General features: G+C 44.3%; 13 protein-coding genes. 7 read left to right on the top strand and 6 right to left on the bottom strand.

Annotation, left to right across the window (positions count from 1 at the left end):
- Positions 1 to 189 precede the first annotated feature (189 nt).
- A complete protein-coding gene (locus L5M29_RS04645; RefSeq protein ID WP_263166474.1) occupies positions 190 to 1,389 on the top strand; it encodes a cystathionine beta-lyase in 1,200 nt (399 codons plus the stop codon).
- A 155-nt stretch (positions 1,390 to 1,544) separates the two neighbouring features.
- On the opposite strand, the gene L5M29_RS04650 is transcribed toward L5M29_RS04645, so the two are convergent.
- From L5M29_RS04650 to yegD, 3 genes are read right to left on the bottom strand one after another with little or no spacing between them, the layout of a single operon-like run.
- Positions 1,545 to 2,033 (bottom strand): CreA family protein, encoded by a 489-nt coding sequence (locus tag L5M29_RS04650; protein WP_131525552.1) that lies wholly within the window; start codon positions 2,031 to 2,033, stop codon positions 1,545 to 1,547.
- Positions 2,034 to 2,081: 48 nt separating this feature from the next.
- Complete coding sequence (locus L5M29_RS04655; protein WP_263166477.1) at positions 2,082 to 2,429, bottom strand: hypothetical protein; 348 nt, start codon at positions 2,427 to 2,429, stop codon at positions 2,082 to 2,084.
- A 37-nt stretch (positions 2,430 to 2,466) separates the two neighbouring features.
- Positions 2,467 to 3,930 carry a molecular chaperone gene (gene yegD / locus L5M29_RS04660; RefSeq protein ID WP_263166478.1) on the bottom strand — a complete coding sequence of 488 codons (1,464 nt, stop codon included), beginning with the start codon at positions 3,928 to 3,930 and terminating at the stop codon, positions 2,467 to 2,469.
- 376 nt (positions 3,931 to 4,306) lie between these two features.
- Here yegD and ppk1 point away from each other — a divergent pair, with 376 nt between their 5' ends.
- The 6 genes from ppk1 (at position 4,307) to atcC (ending at position 10,971) form a co-directional block, all read left to right on the top strand.
- The gene (gene ppk1 / locus L5M29_RS04665; RefSeq protein ID WP_263166479.1) at positions 4,307 to 6,478 is read left to right on the top strand and encodes a polyphosphate kinase 1; all 2,172 of its coding nucleotides are present in this window, start codon (positions 4,307 to 4,309) and stop codon (positions 6,476 to 6,478) included.
- Positions 6,479 to 6,520: 42 nt separating this feature from the next.
- Complete coding sequence (gene ppx / locus L5M29_RS04670) at positions 6,521 to 8,065, top strand: exopolyphosphatase (RefSeq protein ID WP_263166480.1); 1,545 nt, start codon at positions 6,521 to 6,523, stop codon at positions 8,063 to 8,065.
- A gap of 404 nt (positions 8,066 to 8,469) precedes the next feature.
- Positions 8,470 to 8,754 carry a J domain-containing protein gene (locus tag L5M29_RS04675; protein ID WP_263166481.1) on the top strand — a complete coding sequence of 95 codons (285 nt, stop codon included), beginning with the start codon at positions 8,470 to 8,472 and terminating at the stop codon, positions 8,752 to 8,754.
- Positions 8,755 to 8,777: 23 nt separating this feature from the next.
- Positions 8,778 to 9,305 carry a cold adaptation protein AtcA gene (atcA, locus tag L5M29_RS04680; protein ID WP_006081329.1) on the top strand — a complete coding sequence of 176 codons (528 nt, stop codon included), beginning with the start codon at positions 8,778 to 8,780 and terminating at the stop codon, positions 9,303 to 9,305.
- Positions 9,305 to 10,063 (top strand): cold adaptation protein AtcB, encoded by a 759-nt coding sequence (atcB, locus tag L5M29_RS04685; protein ID WP_006086363.1) that lies wholly within the window; start codon positions 9,305 to 9,307, stop codon positions 10,061 to 10,063. Before atcA ends, atcB begins: the two co-directional genes overlap by 1 nt.
- An 11-nt stretch (positions 10,064 to 10,074) precedes the next feature.
- Positions 10,075 to 10,971: a cold adaptation protein AtcC gene (gene atcC, locus L5M29_RS04690; protein WP_006081327.1), complete on the top strand. Its 897-nt coding sequence runs from the start codon at positions 10,075 to 10,077 to the stop codon at positions 10,969 to 10,971.
- A 208-nt stretch (positions 10,972 to 11,179) separates the two neighbouring features.
- On the opposite strand, the gene L5M29_RS04695 is transcribed toward atcC, so the two are convergent.
- From L5M29_RS04695 to L5M29_RS04705, 3 genes are all read right to left on the bottom strand, one after another.
- Positions 11,180 to 11,572 (bottom strand): DUF6678 family protein, encoded by a 393-nt coding sequence (locus L5M29_RS04695; protein WP_263166484.1) that lies wholly within the window; start codon positions 11,570 to 11,572, stop codon positions 11,180 to 11,182.
- A 751-nt stretch (positions 11,573 to 12,323) separates the two neighbouring features.
- Positions 12,324 to 13,337, bottom strand: a complete 1,014-nt coding sequence (locus L5M29_RS04700; RefSeq protein WP_263166486.1) for an IS110-like element ISShes7 family transposase — start codon at positions 13,335 to 13,337, stop codon at positions 12,324 to 12,326.
- Positions 13,338 to 13,843: 506 nt separating this feature from the next.
- Positions 13,844 to 15,604, bottom strand: a complete 1,761-nt coding sequence (locus L5M29_RS04705; RefSeq protein WP_263166489.1) for an ATP-dependent nuclease — start codon at positions 15,602 to 15,604, stop codon at positions 13,844 to 13,846.
- Positions 15,605 to 16,089 lie beyond the last annotated feature (485 nt).

Genomic DNA, 16,089 nt, shown 5'->3' on the forward strand with positions numbered 1-16,089 from the left:
TGCGTCATAATCTCAACAGCTAAAATACAGGAGGCCAATAACATGAGCCAAACTCATCACGCGCCTCCTGTCATTTATGCGTGCAGATGCTAAGATGACCGCCATAACAATAGATTAGATATCTCCAATGGTTCTTCTCCAACATTGTTCAACCTATTCGTTCAACCTAAATGCCAAGGTAATGATCCAATGACAGATAAACATCATCAAGCCACCCAAATCGTCAGCTTAGGTCGAGACAAAAAATGGACCAAAGGCGTGATCAATCCGCCCGTTTTTCGAGCTTCGACTATCGTCTTCGAAACGATGGAGGAAATGCGCCACGCCGCGAAAAATAAAACCAACGGCGAGATGTTTTATGGCCGCCGTGGCACCCCGACCCATTTTTCGTTTCAAGCGGCGATTGCTGAATTAGAAGGCGGCGTCGGTACAGCGCTGTATCCCTCTGGCGCGGCGGCGATCAGTGCGGCGTTATTGTCATTTTTAAAAGCCGGCGATCACCTGTTGATGGTCGATAGCGTGTATGAGCCGACGCGGGATCTATGTACCCATATTCTCGGCGGTTTTGGTATCGAAACCACTTACTACAATCCGCTGATTGGCGAGGGCATTCGCGACCTTATTCGCCCCAATACTAAAGTGTTGTTTTTAGAGTCTCCAGGCTCTATCACCATGGAAGTGCAAGATGTGCCGACCTTGTGCTGCATCGCCCACGAACATGGGCTGATTACTATGCTGGACAACACTTGGGCTTCACCCATCAATAGCAAACCCTTTGAAATGGGTGTGGATATTTCGATTCAAGCGGCGACCAAATACATCGTCGGTCACTCGGATGTGATGATAGGCACGGCCACGGCCAACGAAAAATACTGGCCACAATTACGTGAACACAGTTATTTGATGGGACAAACTACCTCCCCTGATGATGTGTACCTTGCTGCCCGCGGCCTACGTACCTTAGGCGTGCGTATGGCGCAACATGAAAAAAATGCCCTGCAAGTGGCCAACTGGTTGAAAACCCGGCCAGAAGTCGATCATCTGCGTCACCCCGCGTTCGATACATGCCCTGGGCACGAATTCTTTAAACGCGACTTTAGTGCCTCCAACGGCTTGTTCTCCTTTATCTTAAAACAGGGCGATGCCGATGCCGTCACCGCACTGGTTGAAAATATGAGTCACTTTAAGATGGGCTTTTCTTGGGGCGGCTACGAGAGTTTAATCCTCGGCATTTTCGGTATTGAAAAAATCCGCTCAGCGACTCAATGGGATGCGAGCAAACCTTTGATCCGTTTACATATTGGTTTAGAAAATCCCGCTGATTTAATCGCCGATCTCAGTGCTGGGTTTGAACGCTTTAACGCAGTATTGGCGGCCAAAGCTAAATAACGATATTTAATGTGCTAAGTGCTAGCAGAATATAAAAAGGGGCGGAATAAATATTCCGCCCCTTCTCTTATCGATACTGACACAAATACGAATGTTTACTGCAATATCATTATGCTTATAGCAAATAAACCGCTAAACCATAAACTCTAGGGTGATTAATTCGCTTTCGTTCCAATGCTTAATGCAGGATCGACCCAAGCCGCAGAGCCATAAAGCGGCACTGTTGAGAGCGCATGTTTATGGCTGCCATTGGTCTCTTTCGTCGAATAGGACAAATACAACAGAGTCTGATTTTGCGCATCGTAAATTCTACGCACTTTTAATGACTTAAATAAAATACTCAGGGATTCAGTGAAAATCACTTCGCCGTGTTTTCCCATGTCTATCTTCGCCAGATCGGCCGCAGTAATTGGCCCAGTTTGACGGCAACTGATCCCCATATCGGACGGATCGGCAAAGTCTAAATTGGCTTCGATACGACTGATATGGCAAGTCACCCCAGGTATTTTAGGATCGTTTTTAGCATCAATAATTACATCTTTAGTGGTAAAAAGCCCTAAGCTCACCTTACCCACATCGTCACCACAACCCGCAAGCAATAGACCTACAGAGGCCGCAAACGCACACTTCAACAGAGTTTTCATTATTACTTCCTAAATATTACGAACTAAGTAAAGTATAAAAAAACAAAACTATCTCTTACGGATTTCAAGTGTGACATCTGGCGCATCTTCCCAGTTAATGGGTTTAATATCAGTGACACAAGAAACGCCTGGACGAGTACTTTTATAGGAATTTACACCTGTAACTTTACCATCGAAAAACCAAAAAATACGGTAATCATGATAACCAAAACCAGCCCCAGTTTTACAAAATTGCCATGCCTCATTCTCTCCTTGGAACTGACGATCATCAGGTGGCCCCATAATATTAAGCACTTGTTCCTTGGTATCTCCAGCATTAACTAAAATAGATTGCTTATCGAGTGAACCACAACCTGAAAGTATGATGAAGATACCTAACAATAAAATTCGATACATAATAACTCCCTGTTATATATTTAAATTCTAAGCTAATTCATTTTGCAAATAGCTTTTGTGCCCAGCGGGTTAATCCGGCTGTCACTGAGCCAAAGTGATCGCCGACCACGACCGGAATATCGGGATAAATGCCAGCAATTTTCGCATAAATCGCAGGGCTTCGTGCCGTACCACCCGTCACGTAAATCACATCGGGTTTACACTCTGCTTCAGCGGATAAATCCTCTGTTGCTGAGCGGTTTACCGCGACATTTGTTGCAGCCAAAGTTTTCGCAGCTTGCGTGAGCGCTTGGTGCATCAGGGCTTCCACTTTCGTCAGCGACGGCTCAATGGCATTTTCAAACAATTCACGACTCACACCCGCGTGCAGCGCCGCTTCGATAAAATCCAGATTAACATCAGTATTATCGGTATCTGACAGTGCAATTTTCGCACGCTCGGCTTGGCGAACCAGTTGATAGCTTAACTGCTGCTGTTGCACCTTTAACAATCGCTTCAGTAACTGTGGCTGCTCGGCTTCTTTAACCAATTCATCAATCAATTTACGGCTACTTAAGGTACTGAATTCTCGCTGAGCGCTAATATCATTCACTGCGACCGCATTCCAAAATGTTTTACTGGGCATAGGTTTGCCATTGATCATCAAGGAGCCTAAACCAAAGTGCGGCATAAAGGCATTCATTGCAAGGGCGATATCAAGATCGTTACCGCCGATCCGCTGGCCGCTGTGACCGAGGAAATCTTCACTGCGATCCGCTTTTTGTTTATGGGCGGGTCCCATTTTGACCACAGAGCAGTCCGTTGTACCGCCGCCTACGTCAACGACCAATACCGTTTTGTTGTCGGTCAAGGTCGCTTCATAATCCATCCCCGCCGCTAACGGCTCGAACAGAAAATCAACGTCGATAAAACCCGCGCGTTTTGCCGCTAAGGTCAAAATGGCTTCGGCCTGACGGTTACTCTCTTCACCGCCTATGCCTTGAAAGTTCACCGGACGACCAATAATCGCATGGGTGATCATCGCAGTGCTACCCTGTTTCACAAGGTCTTTTTCAACTAACACAGATTCGGCGCGTACTTTAATGTGCTGCATCATCAGGGTAACAATATCTTCAAACAGGGCCACTTGTTCGGGTCTAAGCCCTGTCGCGCCTAAAAAGGATTTTGGCGAACGGACATAGAATCCCTCCTCCGGCATCTCTAAATACGCGCTCACCGCCTGCTCGCCAACAAATACAGCCTGAACATCGGCATCGAGATCTAACTCATGGCGCACCATACGGGCACGGCTCAATTGTGCGGCGCGCTTTTTGGCGTAATCGGCTTTTAACTCAATAGGAAGACCACGATAAACCGCCTCGGCGATCAGTTCCCTGTCCATCGCGTATAAGGTCGAAGGCAAATAAGCTGATTGCTCTGATAACGCCAATAACTGCACACCATCACCCAGCATGATCCCTACGGCGCAGTTAGCACTACCATAATCAAATCCAACAAACATACCTTTTACTCCCGCGATAAAAAAGCCGAGCAAGATAACATAGTTTGCGATAATGCCCAAGGAGTTAACACTGACAGATTTATCCTCAAGGAAGCCGCGCTTGCACAGTTTATCAAGACTTAAATCGCAGTGACGCGAACTGAGTTTAAGCTCAATCCAAGATGATCATCATAAGGTCATATTTCTGTCACACTCGTCATCAAGTTGACATATTTCCCTCGTATCTTTATCCCAGATAAATCCCAGACTGATTTTGGCGTGTACGCAATATTTATCATTGAAATTCCTTCACTTGTCGGCAGTAAATCTGATTGCACAACGGCGGATGAATGCTATTGTATATTGCGCCATGACGCTTGCTTAAAGGAGCTGTGCAGTGTCCCCGAATACCGATAAACTTTCGATTGATAAAGAACTCTCTTGGTTGTCTTTTAATGAGCGGGTATTGCAAGAAGCCTGCGATCACAATGTTCCCTTAGTGGAGCGAGTGCGCTTTTTAGGGATATTTTCCAATAACATGGATGAGTTTTTTAGGGTGCGCGTGGCTGCGGTCAGACGCTCCATTTTACTCTCATCCCTGCAGGAAGGTCGCAGCAACAGCCGCCATTTAATGGCCAAGATCCAATCGAAAGTGATGGCATTGCAAGAAAGGTTTGATGGCATATACACGGATTTAATGCGCGAACTTGTGCGTCGTAATATTTTGTTAATCAATGAGAAACAATTAAGCGAGTTCCACAGCGACTGGCTGAAAAAGCATTTTAGAGACCATTTCAAACGCCATATCGCGCCGCTTATGGTCAATAATAATCGCGATCTGATCAAGCAAATCAACGACGACGCCACCTATTTGTGTGTGTGTTTGTTCACTAAAGCTCGCCGCCAATACGCCTTAGTCGAAGTGCCGACTAAAAATGTACCGCGGTTTATCGAACTCCCAGCCGAAAAGAGTAAAGCAAAAAAATATCTAATTTTATTAGATAACATTATTCGCCACTGCGTCGATGAACTCTTTGGCCCCTTCTTCGAGTACGATGCTATCGAAGTGTATTCGATGAAATTAACCCGCGATGCCGATTTTGATATCACCGACGAGCTAGAGCAAACTCAGCTCGAAAAAATGACTAAGGGATTGAAAAAACGTCTGACCGCCGAGCCAGTGCGCTTAGTGTATGACAAAGAAATGCCCGAACACATGTTGGTGATGCTCAAAGAAAACCTGAACATCAGCTCGACCGAATGTTTGATCCCAGGCGGGCGTTACCACAGCTTTAAAGACTTTATCGCCTTCCCCAACCCGAGCCGCGACTACCTCGAAAACGAAAAACTACCGGCGCTCAATAGTGCAGGTTTTGGCCGCAGTGCCAACAGTTTCGATGCGATTCGGATGGGCGATATCATGCTCAATTATCCGTACCATAAGTTTTCCCACTTTACCGAAATGGTGCGCCAAGCGGCCTACGATCCGGCGGTGCGCTTTATTCGAATTAATTTATATCGAGTGGCGAAAAAATCCCATGTAATGCAATCGCTTATCGATGCAGTGAAGAACGGCAAACAAGTCACCGCCGTCATTGAACTGCGGGCCAGATTCGATGAGCAATCCAACATCGAATGGACCCGCATCTTGGCCGAAGCGGGCGTCAAAGTTCACCACGGTATCACCAGCTTAAAAGTGCATTCCAAGTTGTGTTTAATTGGCCGCGAAGAACAAGGGGAAATCAAACTCTATTGTCACGTCGGCTCTGGCAACTTTAACGAAGGCACGGCGCGGGTATACACTGACTTGTCGCTGTTCACCGCCAATCAAGAAATTGCCCGAGAAGTAGAGCAAGTATTTGACTTAATTGAGCATCCGTATCGCCGCGATAACTTCCAGCATTTAATCGTGTCGCCCTACGATGCCAGACAAAAACTGAGTCACTTGATTGATAATGAAATCGTCAATGCCCAAAGCCATATGAAGGCGGCGATTACCTTAAAACTAAATAACTTACTCGATGAATCCTTAGTACAAAAGCTCTATGAAGCCTCGGCGGCTGGGGTCAAAATCAAGTTACTTATTCGCGGCATGTGTTCGCTTATCCCGCAAATTCCGGGGATCAGCGACAACATCGAAGTCTATAGTATCGTCGACCGATTCCTCGAACACTCGCGGGTGATGCTGTTCCACGCGGGTGGAGAGAACAAACTCTTTATCTGCTCCGCCGACTGGATGAGCCGCAACATAGATAATCGCGTTGAAGTGAGTGTGCCGATTTATGATCTGCGCCTAAAACAGATGATAATGGATATTTTATCCTTACAGTTCAATGACAACACTAAAGCACGTGTCATCAACAAGGAACAAAGTAATCCTTATCGGAATCGCGGTAACAAACGAAAAGTGCGTTCTCAAATTGCCATTTATCAATATCTGATTAATTATGAGAAGCGCCAACTGCAAGAATTTAATACCTTACGTATGTCCACCCATGAGGGTGACGCTGAGCGAGAAGTGAAAACTCAGCCTGACATAACACCTGAGTTACGGGCCAAAGCCAGCTAACCGCTGGCTTTATATCGCTTTGATTGCCTAAGGATAATCCGATTGGTAACCACATATTCGCACACACAGTTACACGCTACGCCCAGCAATGTACTCGCAAACTCTAAATCGCGCCACTTTGTCGCCATCGATATGGGGTCGAACAGTTTTCATCTGGTCATTGCCCGCGAGCAAGATGGCAGTTTGCAGATTTTACATAAAGAAAAACAACAGGTTCAGCTCGCCACTGGGCTCAATGCGCAAAATATTCTCGACAATGACGCCATAGAACGTGGGCTCAATTGCCTACGGGATTTTAACCAACGATTTTCCAATCTCGACCAAGCGCAAGTGCGATTAGTCGCCACCCACACTCTGAGAATTGCCAAAAACCGCGATCAGTTTATCGAGGCTGCACTCGCCATCATGCCCTATCCGGTGGAGGTCATTTCGGGCCATGAAGAAGCGCGTTTGATTTATAACGGTATTGCCCAAAGCCAAGTGCTAGGGAAAAGTAATTTAGTCATCGACATCGGTGGCGGTTCTACCGAAGTGGTGATCGGCCAGAAAAATACCCCAACTCAGTTATCTAGCCTGCGCTGCGGTTGTGTGAGTTTCAATGAGCGTTTCTTTATTGATGGGCTCATCACCCCAGCCTCATTTCGCGATGCCCAAAGTGCGGCTGATAAGCAGTTCGCGTCGCTCTCAAAGGAATATTTCGCGGGCGGCTGGGAACTCACCTTGGGTAGTTCAGGCACAGTAAAAGCCATCTGCGAAGCAATTCAAGAAGAGCACGGCGATGAAACCATCACGCTGCCACGACTCAAACAGCTCAAAATCAAGTTGATCAAATGTGGCCATATTAGCCAAATCCAATTTGCCAACGTCGATGATAAACGCATTCCCTTAGTGCCCGCCGGACTTGCCATTTTGATCAGCTTTTTTAGGCGCTTACCGATTCAAAAACTTGAGTTTAGCCCAGGCGCACTGCGTGAAGGCGTACTCTACGAACTGGCAAAGATTGGCCAGTATCAGGATATTCGCCACCGCACCGTCGACAGTATTGCCCAGCTTTATCATATCGATATGGCCCACGCGGCTAAGGTACGCGACACTGCCATGGCCTTGTTTGAACAGGTCGCCGATGAATGGCAATTAAGGCCCCATGCGCGCTTGCTTGCCTATAGCGCGACTTTACATGAAATCGGATTACACATTAATTCAAAATCCCTGCACAAACACGGCGGTTACATTATCAGTAACAGTGACTTACCTGGGTTTAGCGAAGCATTACAGCTGGATTTAGCGCGGCTTATCACCAATCACAGAAAAAAGCCTAACGAATTAATGCTCGCTGAGCTCGATCCCAACCATAAGCTCACGCTCAATCGCCTGCTCTGCTTGCTTAGGCTCGCTGTCTTGCTCAATCTTGGCCGTATCGCTAAGACGCTGACCTTAGATCATATTAAAGTGATCCCCGATGGACTCATGCTAGTACTACCAAGCCATAAGCGGAAAATCAGCTTGTTTATGAAAGATTTACAGCGAGAACAAAAACAAATGCTCACACTTGGAATGAACCTGCGTTTAGTGTCTAGTCTGACTTAGCTGTTACGGCGTTAGCTCAGCCTAACGTGGCCGAGGCGAGTGTGGGTTAGCTCTGTGTGAGTGTATTTAGCGAAGGATTCGGCACTGTTCGGCGCTAAAATATTGCCCAGAATCGAGGGCAGTTATCTCGCCTAAAAACAAGGTTAAGTTAGCTGTCAATCTGGCTTGGTAACGGGATTTCAACAGCATAGCGGTTGACTTAATCCATGCGCCACAACAGATTAAAGTTTAAAGGATTTTTAACCCTTCACTAAAGCACAAATTCCTGCTCGCGCGTTTGCCGCTGAGTGGGAATTTCTGCTATCATCCACGGCTGACTAATCATAATTCCACGAATTTAAAGATAATCAGAGTCAAACCCTTTTTATCTCGCGATATCAGCCCCATCGCCTGCAGGTACAAGTATGATTAACCACTTTAGTGTACTTGGTATAAAAGCCAGTGCCAAAGAAGACGACATTAAAAAAGCCTATCGACGGCTGTCAAACAAATATCATCCCGACAAGTTGTTAGGCGCCTCGGAAGAGGAAAAGCAGCAAGCCGCCGTACAACTTGAACGCGTTAAAAATGCTTATGATGTGTTGTCAGATCCTAAGCGACGTAATGCGTTTATCAAAGATTTCAATAACGTCATAGTGACCGATCCTGCTAGCGCCATGCGCGAGCTGTGGGATCAATTTTATCCTTGAGCGTTTTCTAGAGTAAGTGCCAAATGGTCAAAAAACTGAATATCTCACGCATTAATGAGCTAAAAAATAATGCCTACGACAATATCGAGTCCTACGACGATCCCGATACTCCTAAAGCGCTAGAGCAATTTACTAGCCAAATCAAAAAGGTGTTAGAAGCCGATCCTAAGATGCTCGATACTGTGCCTGAGTACCTGCCTGTCGCGCTTTACGGTCGAATTAAGTTTCCCGCCGAAGCCAAACTCAAGTGGGCACATTGGATAAACACGGCAACTCAACCCGAGTGGGATGAGTTTAAAGTCACGATTGGCTTTAACAATGCCGATTTACCTTTAGTGTTAGCCGTGCGTGGTTACTCGGAAACCTTACTGATTGAAAGCTGCGCCGTACTGTATTTACTTGAAAATCAAGGTAAAGCAACGCCAGCAGCGAAGCATCACGACGATGAAGATGATGACAACGATTATGTTGGCACCTCAGATAACGACGACGATGATGAAGGCGAAGAGGAAGATGGCTACTACGATCACTACGATGATGAGGACCGCTAATGAACACTAGTCTCATTGAGATTACCGTCGCCGAAATTAAAGAGTTGGCGGACGTAGAGCCAAAACAAGCGAGCAAACGCTTTGAAATCATTGCAAATACCATGAGCGACGAGCAATTAGTCGAAGTCATCGAACACATGGATATCGTCACGCTGACGCAAATCAACAGTCACCATGATATCTCTTGTCCTTCGATCATGTCTGAACTCATGACCCCAGAACAAATTCGCGACATCGTCTGTCAGCAACCTTTGTACTGGGAAGAAAAAATCAAAAACAATGCCGAGGAACTTATTCAGCATACCTTTGATTTTTTGACCTATTTAATTCGCATCCAAGATAGCGAAGAAAAGCAAACTGCGATTCTAGAATGTATCGCCGAAGATCCAGCGGGCCTCTTCTATCTGTCGATCCCTTTCATCGAAATGATGTTAGGCGAAAAGCATGAAGATGAAGACGGCTACACCGATCTCTACGATGACGAAGAAGACACTGAAACCATCGGCTACGACAGCCGCGTCGCCAGTGAAGATGCACACAGCCTGAGCATAGACGACCCACGCAGCCTAATGGCCTTAATCCATGAGCTTGCGCCCGATGTTGAAAAAGCCATTAAGAGTCTGCTGCGCAACGAAAGCTCAGGTTGGGAAATGATCATCAGCAAGTTTGTCAACGAGCTGGTTATTCAAGCCAAAGAGAAAAACCAAGTGACGGATGAATACGCTGAAGTCGATGATATGTTTAGCTTTTTGGATTAAGGAATTATTTGATGCAACTGGTACTGCGTGATGTAGATCAAGGACCCTACCTAAGCAAGGTATTGATCCAAGGCCAAGCAGACGAAACGCTGAGCGGTGAACAGCTGTCACAAATCAAATCCAAAGCCATTTTGATGAGCCTCAAACTGGCCGATAAGTTTTACAACAAGTACAAAATGCACCTGCTTGAACAAGCGGCACACGATGTCATTGGTGTGGTCAGCCTTGGTTTGATGGAATTGTCAAACCAGAATCCGCAGCAGGCAATACGCCTGTTGATCACCGCCGATGGCGTAGTCAAATGCTTTCAAAAAGGCTGGAGCATGCTCAGCACTGTCAGCAAGCACAAACTCGTCAACGGCAAGTCACTGTACGGCGATGTCGACAAGTTCTTGCTTGAACAAGTGTCTAGCCCGCCAGATGCGGAAGAATGGTTAGGCTATGAAGCCTATCAAGATGCCCTGCTTGAACACCAACGCCAACAGTCAATTGCGGCCTTATTGGCACAGTTTTACGCGCAATCGAGCTATGATCCGCTAGATTTTCTCAATTTAGAGAGTGTATTAGCCGAAGCAGTACTGTATCGATTGTTGTTTGATGGCGCCAAAGTCAGACAGGATTTGAAAAAGCGTATCGGCAAAATCACCTTAAAAGAGGAATGGTTTACCCGTGAGCATATCGAATTGGAAACCCAGAAAGCGTTAGCAGAATTACCCGCAGAACTCGCTGAAACCATCAGTAAAGATCTCGGTAAAAACTTTGTCCCCGCCCTACTGCGTACCCTGCACTTTGCGAAAAGCTACCGCGAACTCTTACTCAGCGACGCTTCACCCGAACGCTTAGAAAGATTCGAACATAAAGAAGGTCTCGTCGGCCTCCTCGGCTGGCCACTCTACATAGTACTTTGATCGGTACTTTAATCGGTACTTTGATCAATAGTAAGTTCAGTAGGTTAACGAGTGCTTGAGTCGCTTAAAATGAGTGCTTTATTGAAAAATAAAGCACTTTTTTACTGTCTTTTGTCTCTATGCCCAATCCCAATAATCAGTATTCAGGTCTCAGTTTTTAATGATTTTAGCTTTAAAATAAGTAACTTACAGAGATAAAACTCTTCAGTTAGATAAATTCTGGAGATTCATCCCTCCCCAGATAACCCCAAATCCGAAACATACCATTTTCTATCGAATAAGGAATTGAATATTGGGCTAATTGTGCGCTTACAACATCAGAAAAGTCCGTCACTCGATCCGCCACTAATCTGCCTAGCCATTCTCTTTTGAATGGATCAACTTCTAACCACTCAATGGTTTCTGCTATTTCAAGTAACTCGTACCACCACACAGCAGTAAAACCTGTATTAGGATTTTCATCATAAATCAATTTGTATCGCACATAGGGAATAAAGTCTTCAGACTCATTCAAAGCCTTTTCAAGCTCGCACCACTTTGTTTTATTCATTACAGACGAAAGCTGATGCTCGTTTACATACTTCAAAACTTCAGAATTCATTTTTTAGTGTCTCAAGCGACTAAGTGAAAAACTAAATGATATAGCTTTAATAGATATATATTGCCAATAAAAACTAATTAAAATGACAGATAAAATGATGGGCAATAAATTAGGCCATCCATTTTAAACCGTGGAGCGCTTATTGGTTTGACCTACTCATATTGGCTTGCCATCGTATTTGCTCGTCGACAGGGTGAATAGAAGCCTAGGGATTCTAAGTTTATGAACGAGAGCCATGGAGGTCAAACTGGCAGTTAAGCATGGATGTTGTTCCAGTCCATCCTAGAATGCCCGTCCATGGGCGGATTGTCGTCACGCGAGTCACCATGGCACGCCTTTTTGCGCACTAGCATAACCTATATATTTAAAGCGATACGCAGTACGCTTTTGGACAGAAATGTTTGGGGAGCAGTAATTTCAGTTGTTAGAAGTTTAGCGTTTACGGGTATCCACTAGCACAGGCTTGCCATGGCATTCGCTCGTCGACTCGCTGCAAGTCCGTATATGGACACCTCGAATAGATCAACCACTTTTTGAGTAACAGAAAGTAATACTGCGTACGTATATCCGACCTGTTTGTGAGAATCTTTGTTCTCTGGCCTTAATGAGAACCGCGCCTTTGCTGCTTATCGTCCTTTCGGAGTCATATGCTCCTTGTACTCTCTCAGCATCTGCAAAGGCCGGTATTACCTGTTACTTCATTATCTGTAGTCGTGTTTTTGGGGTGAGGTTAATACTCGATTTTTACATATTAACAAGGCCGATATTCGCTGCGATGAAACAGCATAGCCCAGATGATCCGCGCCAATTTGTTTGCAATTGCTACTGCCGCTTTCTGTTTACCTCGCCGCTCAATCACCTTTAAGGCCCATACGGAGATCCTGTCATTACTCTTACTTGCATAGCGAATAATCGACCAAGCTCCCTGGATCAGTTGCCGCCGCAGATAGCTGTTACCTCGTTTGGTTATGCCGCCCAATTTCTGTTTCCCCCCACTGGAAAACTCTTTAGGAACCAGTCCTAAATTTGCAGAAAAATGCCGAGCACCATGATAGCCAGAGCCATCACCGGCAAATGACACCGCAGCAGTGGCAATTATTTCTGCAACGCCTCTTATACCCATCAGTCGCTTGGCATCTGGGTGCGTTCTTGCCTGCAGTTTGATATCTTTTTCCAGCGAACCTATTGCAACGTTGATCGCACGCAACTCTTCCATCAGCTCACGCATGTATTGGCGTGCAATCGTAGTGAGTTGATTACTGGCATCCTCAAGTAATTCCGGCAGCAAAAGATTCAATGGATTACGTCCTTTAGGGAGGGCTATTCCATATTCACTTAGTAAGCCTCTGATTTGATTGGTTAGTGCAGTGCGTATTCTGATCCGGCGCTCGCGAATTCTGTGGGTAATGATGATATCAACCTGCGCTAAGGTTCTCGGCTGGACGAAAATCAGGTTCGGTCTCTGCGCCGCCTCACAGATAGCGAAGGCATCATTGCGATCGTTCTTATTGCCTTTGACAAATGGCTTAACATGCTGAGGCGGGATCAGTTTGACGTCATGCCCGAGAGAAAGTAACTCTCTGCCCCAATAGTTAGAGCCACTGCAGGCTTCCATCGCAATAGTGGCATCAGGGTAAGTACGCAGAAAAGTCAGGAGCTGAGCACGTTTAATCGAACGGTTAAAAACACTCTTGCCTGCTTGATTAACTCCACATACTTGGAAGATATTTTTTGCGAGATCAATTCCTATTAGTGTAACTTTCATTTTGGACACCTTTTGTTGTTATTGAACGTGCAAATTCAATATGGCGTAAATGACGCCTACTTCACAAGAGGTGTCCATCCCATCATCCTTGGATGCTCGACCGCCCCGTCCATGGGGCGGACGGTCGTCTCGCCAATCACCATGGCACACCTTTCGAGCATTCGCGTAATCTGTAGGTTTTAAAGGCATAGGTAGTACACTTTGGGACAGAAATGATTTAGAGCTTAAGCATTAAAGCTCATGCTTCACATTATAATTATTAATGCAAAGCTTCAAGTAAGAGTTAAGAAAGCGGGTTTATGTTCACTGAGAGATGGATGGATTGCAGTTCACTCTCGAAACAAGAAGCTAACCAGAAAGTCTAGGTTAGACGTTCTAAATGAACCGCCCTCGACTTTGGCATCCAGCTTCGCCCTACTTCCTAAATCCATTTAGTCGTGTGCAGAGCCGAATACAGGGTGGTTTGGGGGCTGGAGGTTAGATACCTCCGGCTACCCGATTAAGTGTCAATTACGTAGCCATTCAACAAGATCTATTATACTTTGGTGATCATTGCATGCTTGGGCTAACCCATGAATTGATACATTATTTTTAAATTGCGCCCAAGCGCTTTCATCTTTACTTGTTGTTCCAATATGAGCCTCAATAGCACCTTTTTTCCAAACCCAAATGCTTTGTGCTTTCATTTTATTATGTAAAGAATTTATTAATGGAATTGCGGCTTGCTGACTAGCTAAAGCTTCAAAAGCTTTCGCCGCACTTATTGCATTGGTGTTTTTAGGTAAACCATTCCCATTTAACATCACACCATGGGATTGAACTAAATTAGGAAGCATAGCCTTCAACGCAACTAAATCTTGATCAGTAGATAAAATAAAGTTATCCCTTACTGCACCCGTAAAACAATAATCTAGATCACATATTGCTTTTGAGGGTAAATCCATTGCACCAAGTATTTCTAATGATTTTTTTGTATCGTTAACACCACTTTGCGCGACAAGAGCATGTTTTTCCTGTCCCATAGTTAAATTAGCAACTGATTTGAATAAAAAAGGAAGTAAACGTAACTCCGTTTTCCCCTCAGTTAAGATGACATTTTCAGCAAATAAAACTTGATTAGAGTGTGATAAATTAAACAACTGCTCCATCTGATGCATAGAATTAGGCACAACTCTTTGAATAGCATCTGTCAATCTAAGTCTTGAATGAGTGCCATGAGAATCATTTTTTCTAATTAATAATGTTTTTTCAGCTAATTCTGGAGTAATCATTTGAGCTGAGTGAGTAGTAATTAGTACTTGATATCCATTTTCTGATAATGCTACTAAAGCCTCTCTGATTTGCTCAATAGCAAAAGGATGTAAATATAATTCAGGCTCATCGATTAACAATAATGTAGTTGAGCTTGAATTGTTGTTAACTCTTTTAATTTCCGCTAAATATTGAACTAAAGCCATCTGGATAGAACGTTGAGCACCATGACCATACGAAGAAAAGTCTCTACCATTTCCAGTTCCTTCAAAAACTTTTATTGTACCTGCTTTGATCAAATCATCTATTGAAGGCGTGTCAAAGTGAAGTTTTACACTCATGCCTGGAAACAAGTCATTTACTTTAGAGTTAACGTTTTGATCGATTGTTGAAAGTTCCCCAAATCGCATATCTCCGTCAGATGAAATTCGTCTTCCTACCTCATTGAGGTGAAGGTTTAACTCTGTTTCATGCGCCGCTTTTACTGGAGTCAGAAATTCTGCGAGTAACTTCCCAATTGTTGTGGAGGTTTTGGCTTTTGAAGCATCTTCAGCTGCATTTTCCATAGCACCAATTCTGATAGGCTCAGGAAGTAGTACACTAATAGCATTATCAAGACCTGTTGGGTTTACAGCCCACTCAGCTTCTACTTCATCCCATACTGAAATTTTAATATCTGCTGTTTTTTCACTAGGAATTGCTTGAAATCGTCGTATTTTTAACGTTTCATTTTGAATATATTTTCCGATAGAGCTTTTTTGCCTTGGTGGCATTGAATCGAGAAGAGCTTGAGTAACACCTTCTATAGTTGCGATTACTTCAATTGGCTGAGTAGCATCGAAAAAGTCTTTTTCTGGTAAACTAGATTTTTTAAGTAACCATTGAATAGCAGACAAGCAATTCGATTTACCTGCATTATTATAACCAACTAAAGGAGTAAAACTTGACAGTTTAAACTCTGCATCAATGACAGATTTGAAGTTTTTTATTACTACATTCGATATTTTGTGGGACATAATTCCTCCATGATGTGCCAGCCTATCCTTTGACACTTAGCGTATGTATAGTGCGCATGCACAGTTAACTATCAGTGTGCAAAGAACTTATCAGCTTTTTATCAAATACACCATCCGGAAAAACGCGCATGCGCATTTTCTAAATCTATTATCTAACCGACATAAAACTTAAGAATTTAATTTTTAATAGTTTTATCTTTACAGTATTGGGATAACGCGCATGTAATTTAAGTAAAAGCACTCAATACTAGGCATTTATGAACACAACTGTATAGCATTTCAATTTTGATCAGTCATGATGAAGAGCTAAAAGTCGGGTTAAAAAGCAGAACTAATAGATAAGGATTTGTAGGGCAAGTAGTTCGTCAATTTTCGATTCACTAAACGAGTGCTAGCAAACTTTGGGGCAAAAGGATAAATGACGGTGGAACAACTTGTTCAATATTTGGGATAAGGTCGCCGCTTCGCGCAGCCTAACCTTATTT

Origin of the sequence: Shewanella sp. SM95, assembly GCF_025653595.1 — a bacterium.
In the GTDB taxonomy this organism is placed as follows: Bacteria; Pseudomonadota; Gammaproteobacteria; order Enterobacterales; family Shewanellaceae; genus Shewanella; species Shewanella oncorhynchi.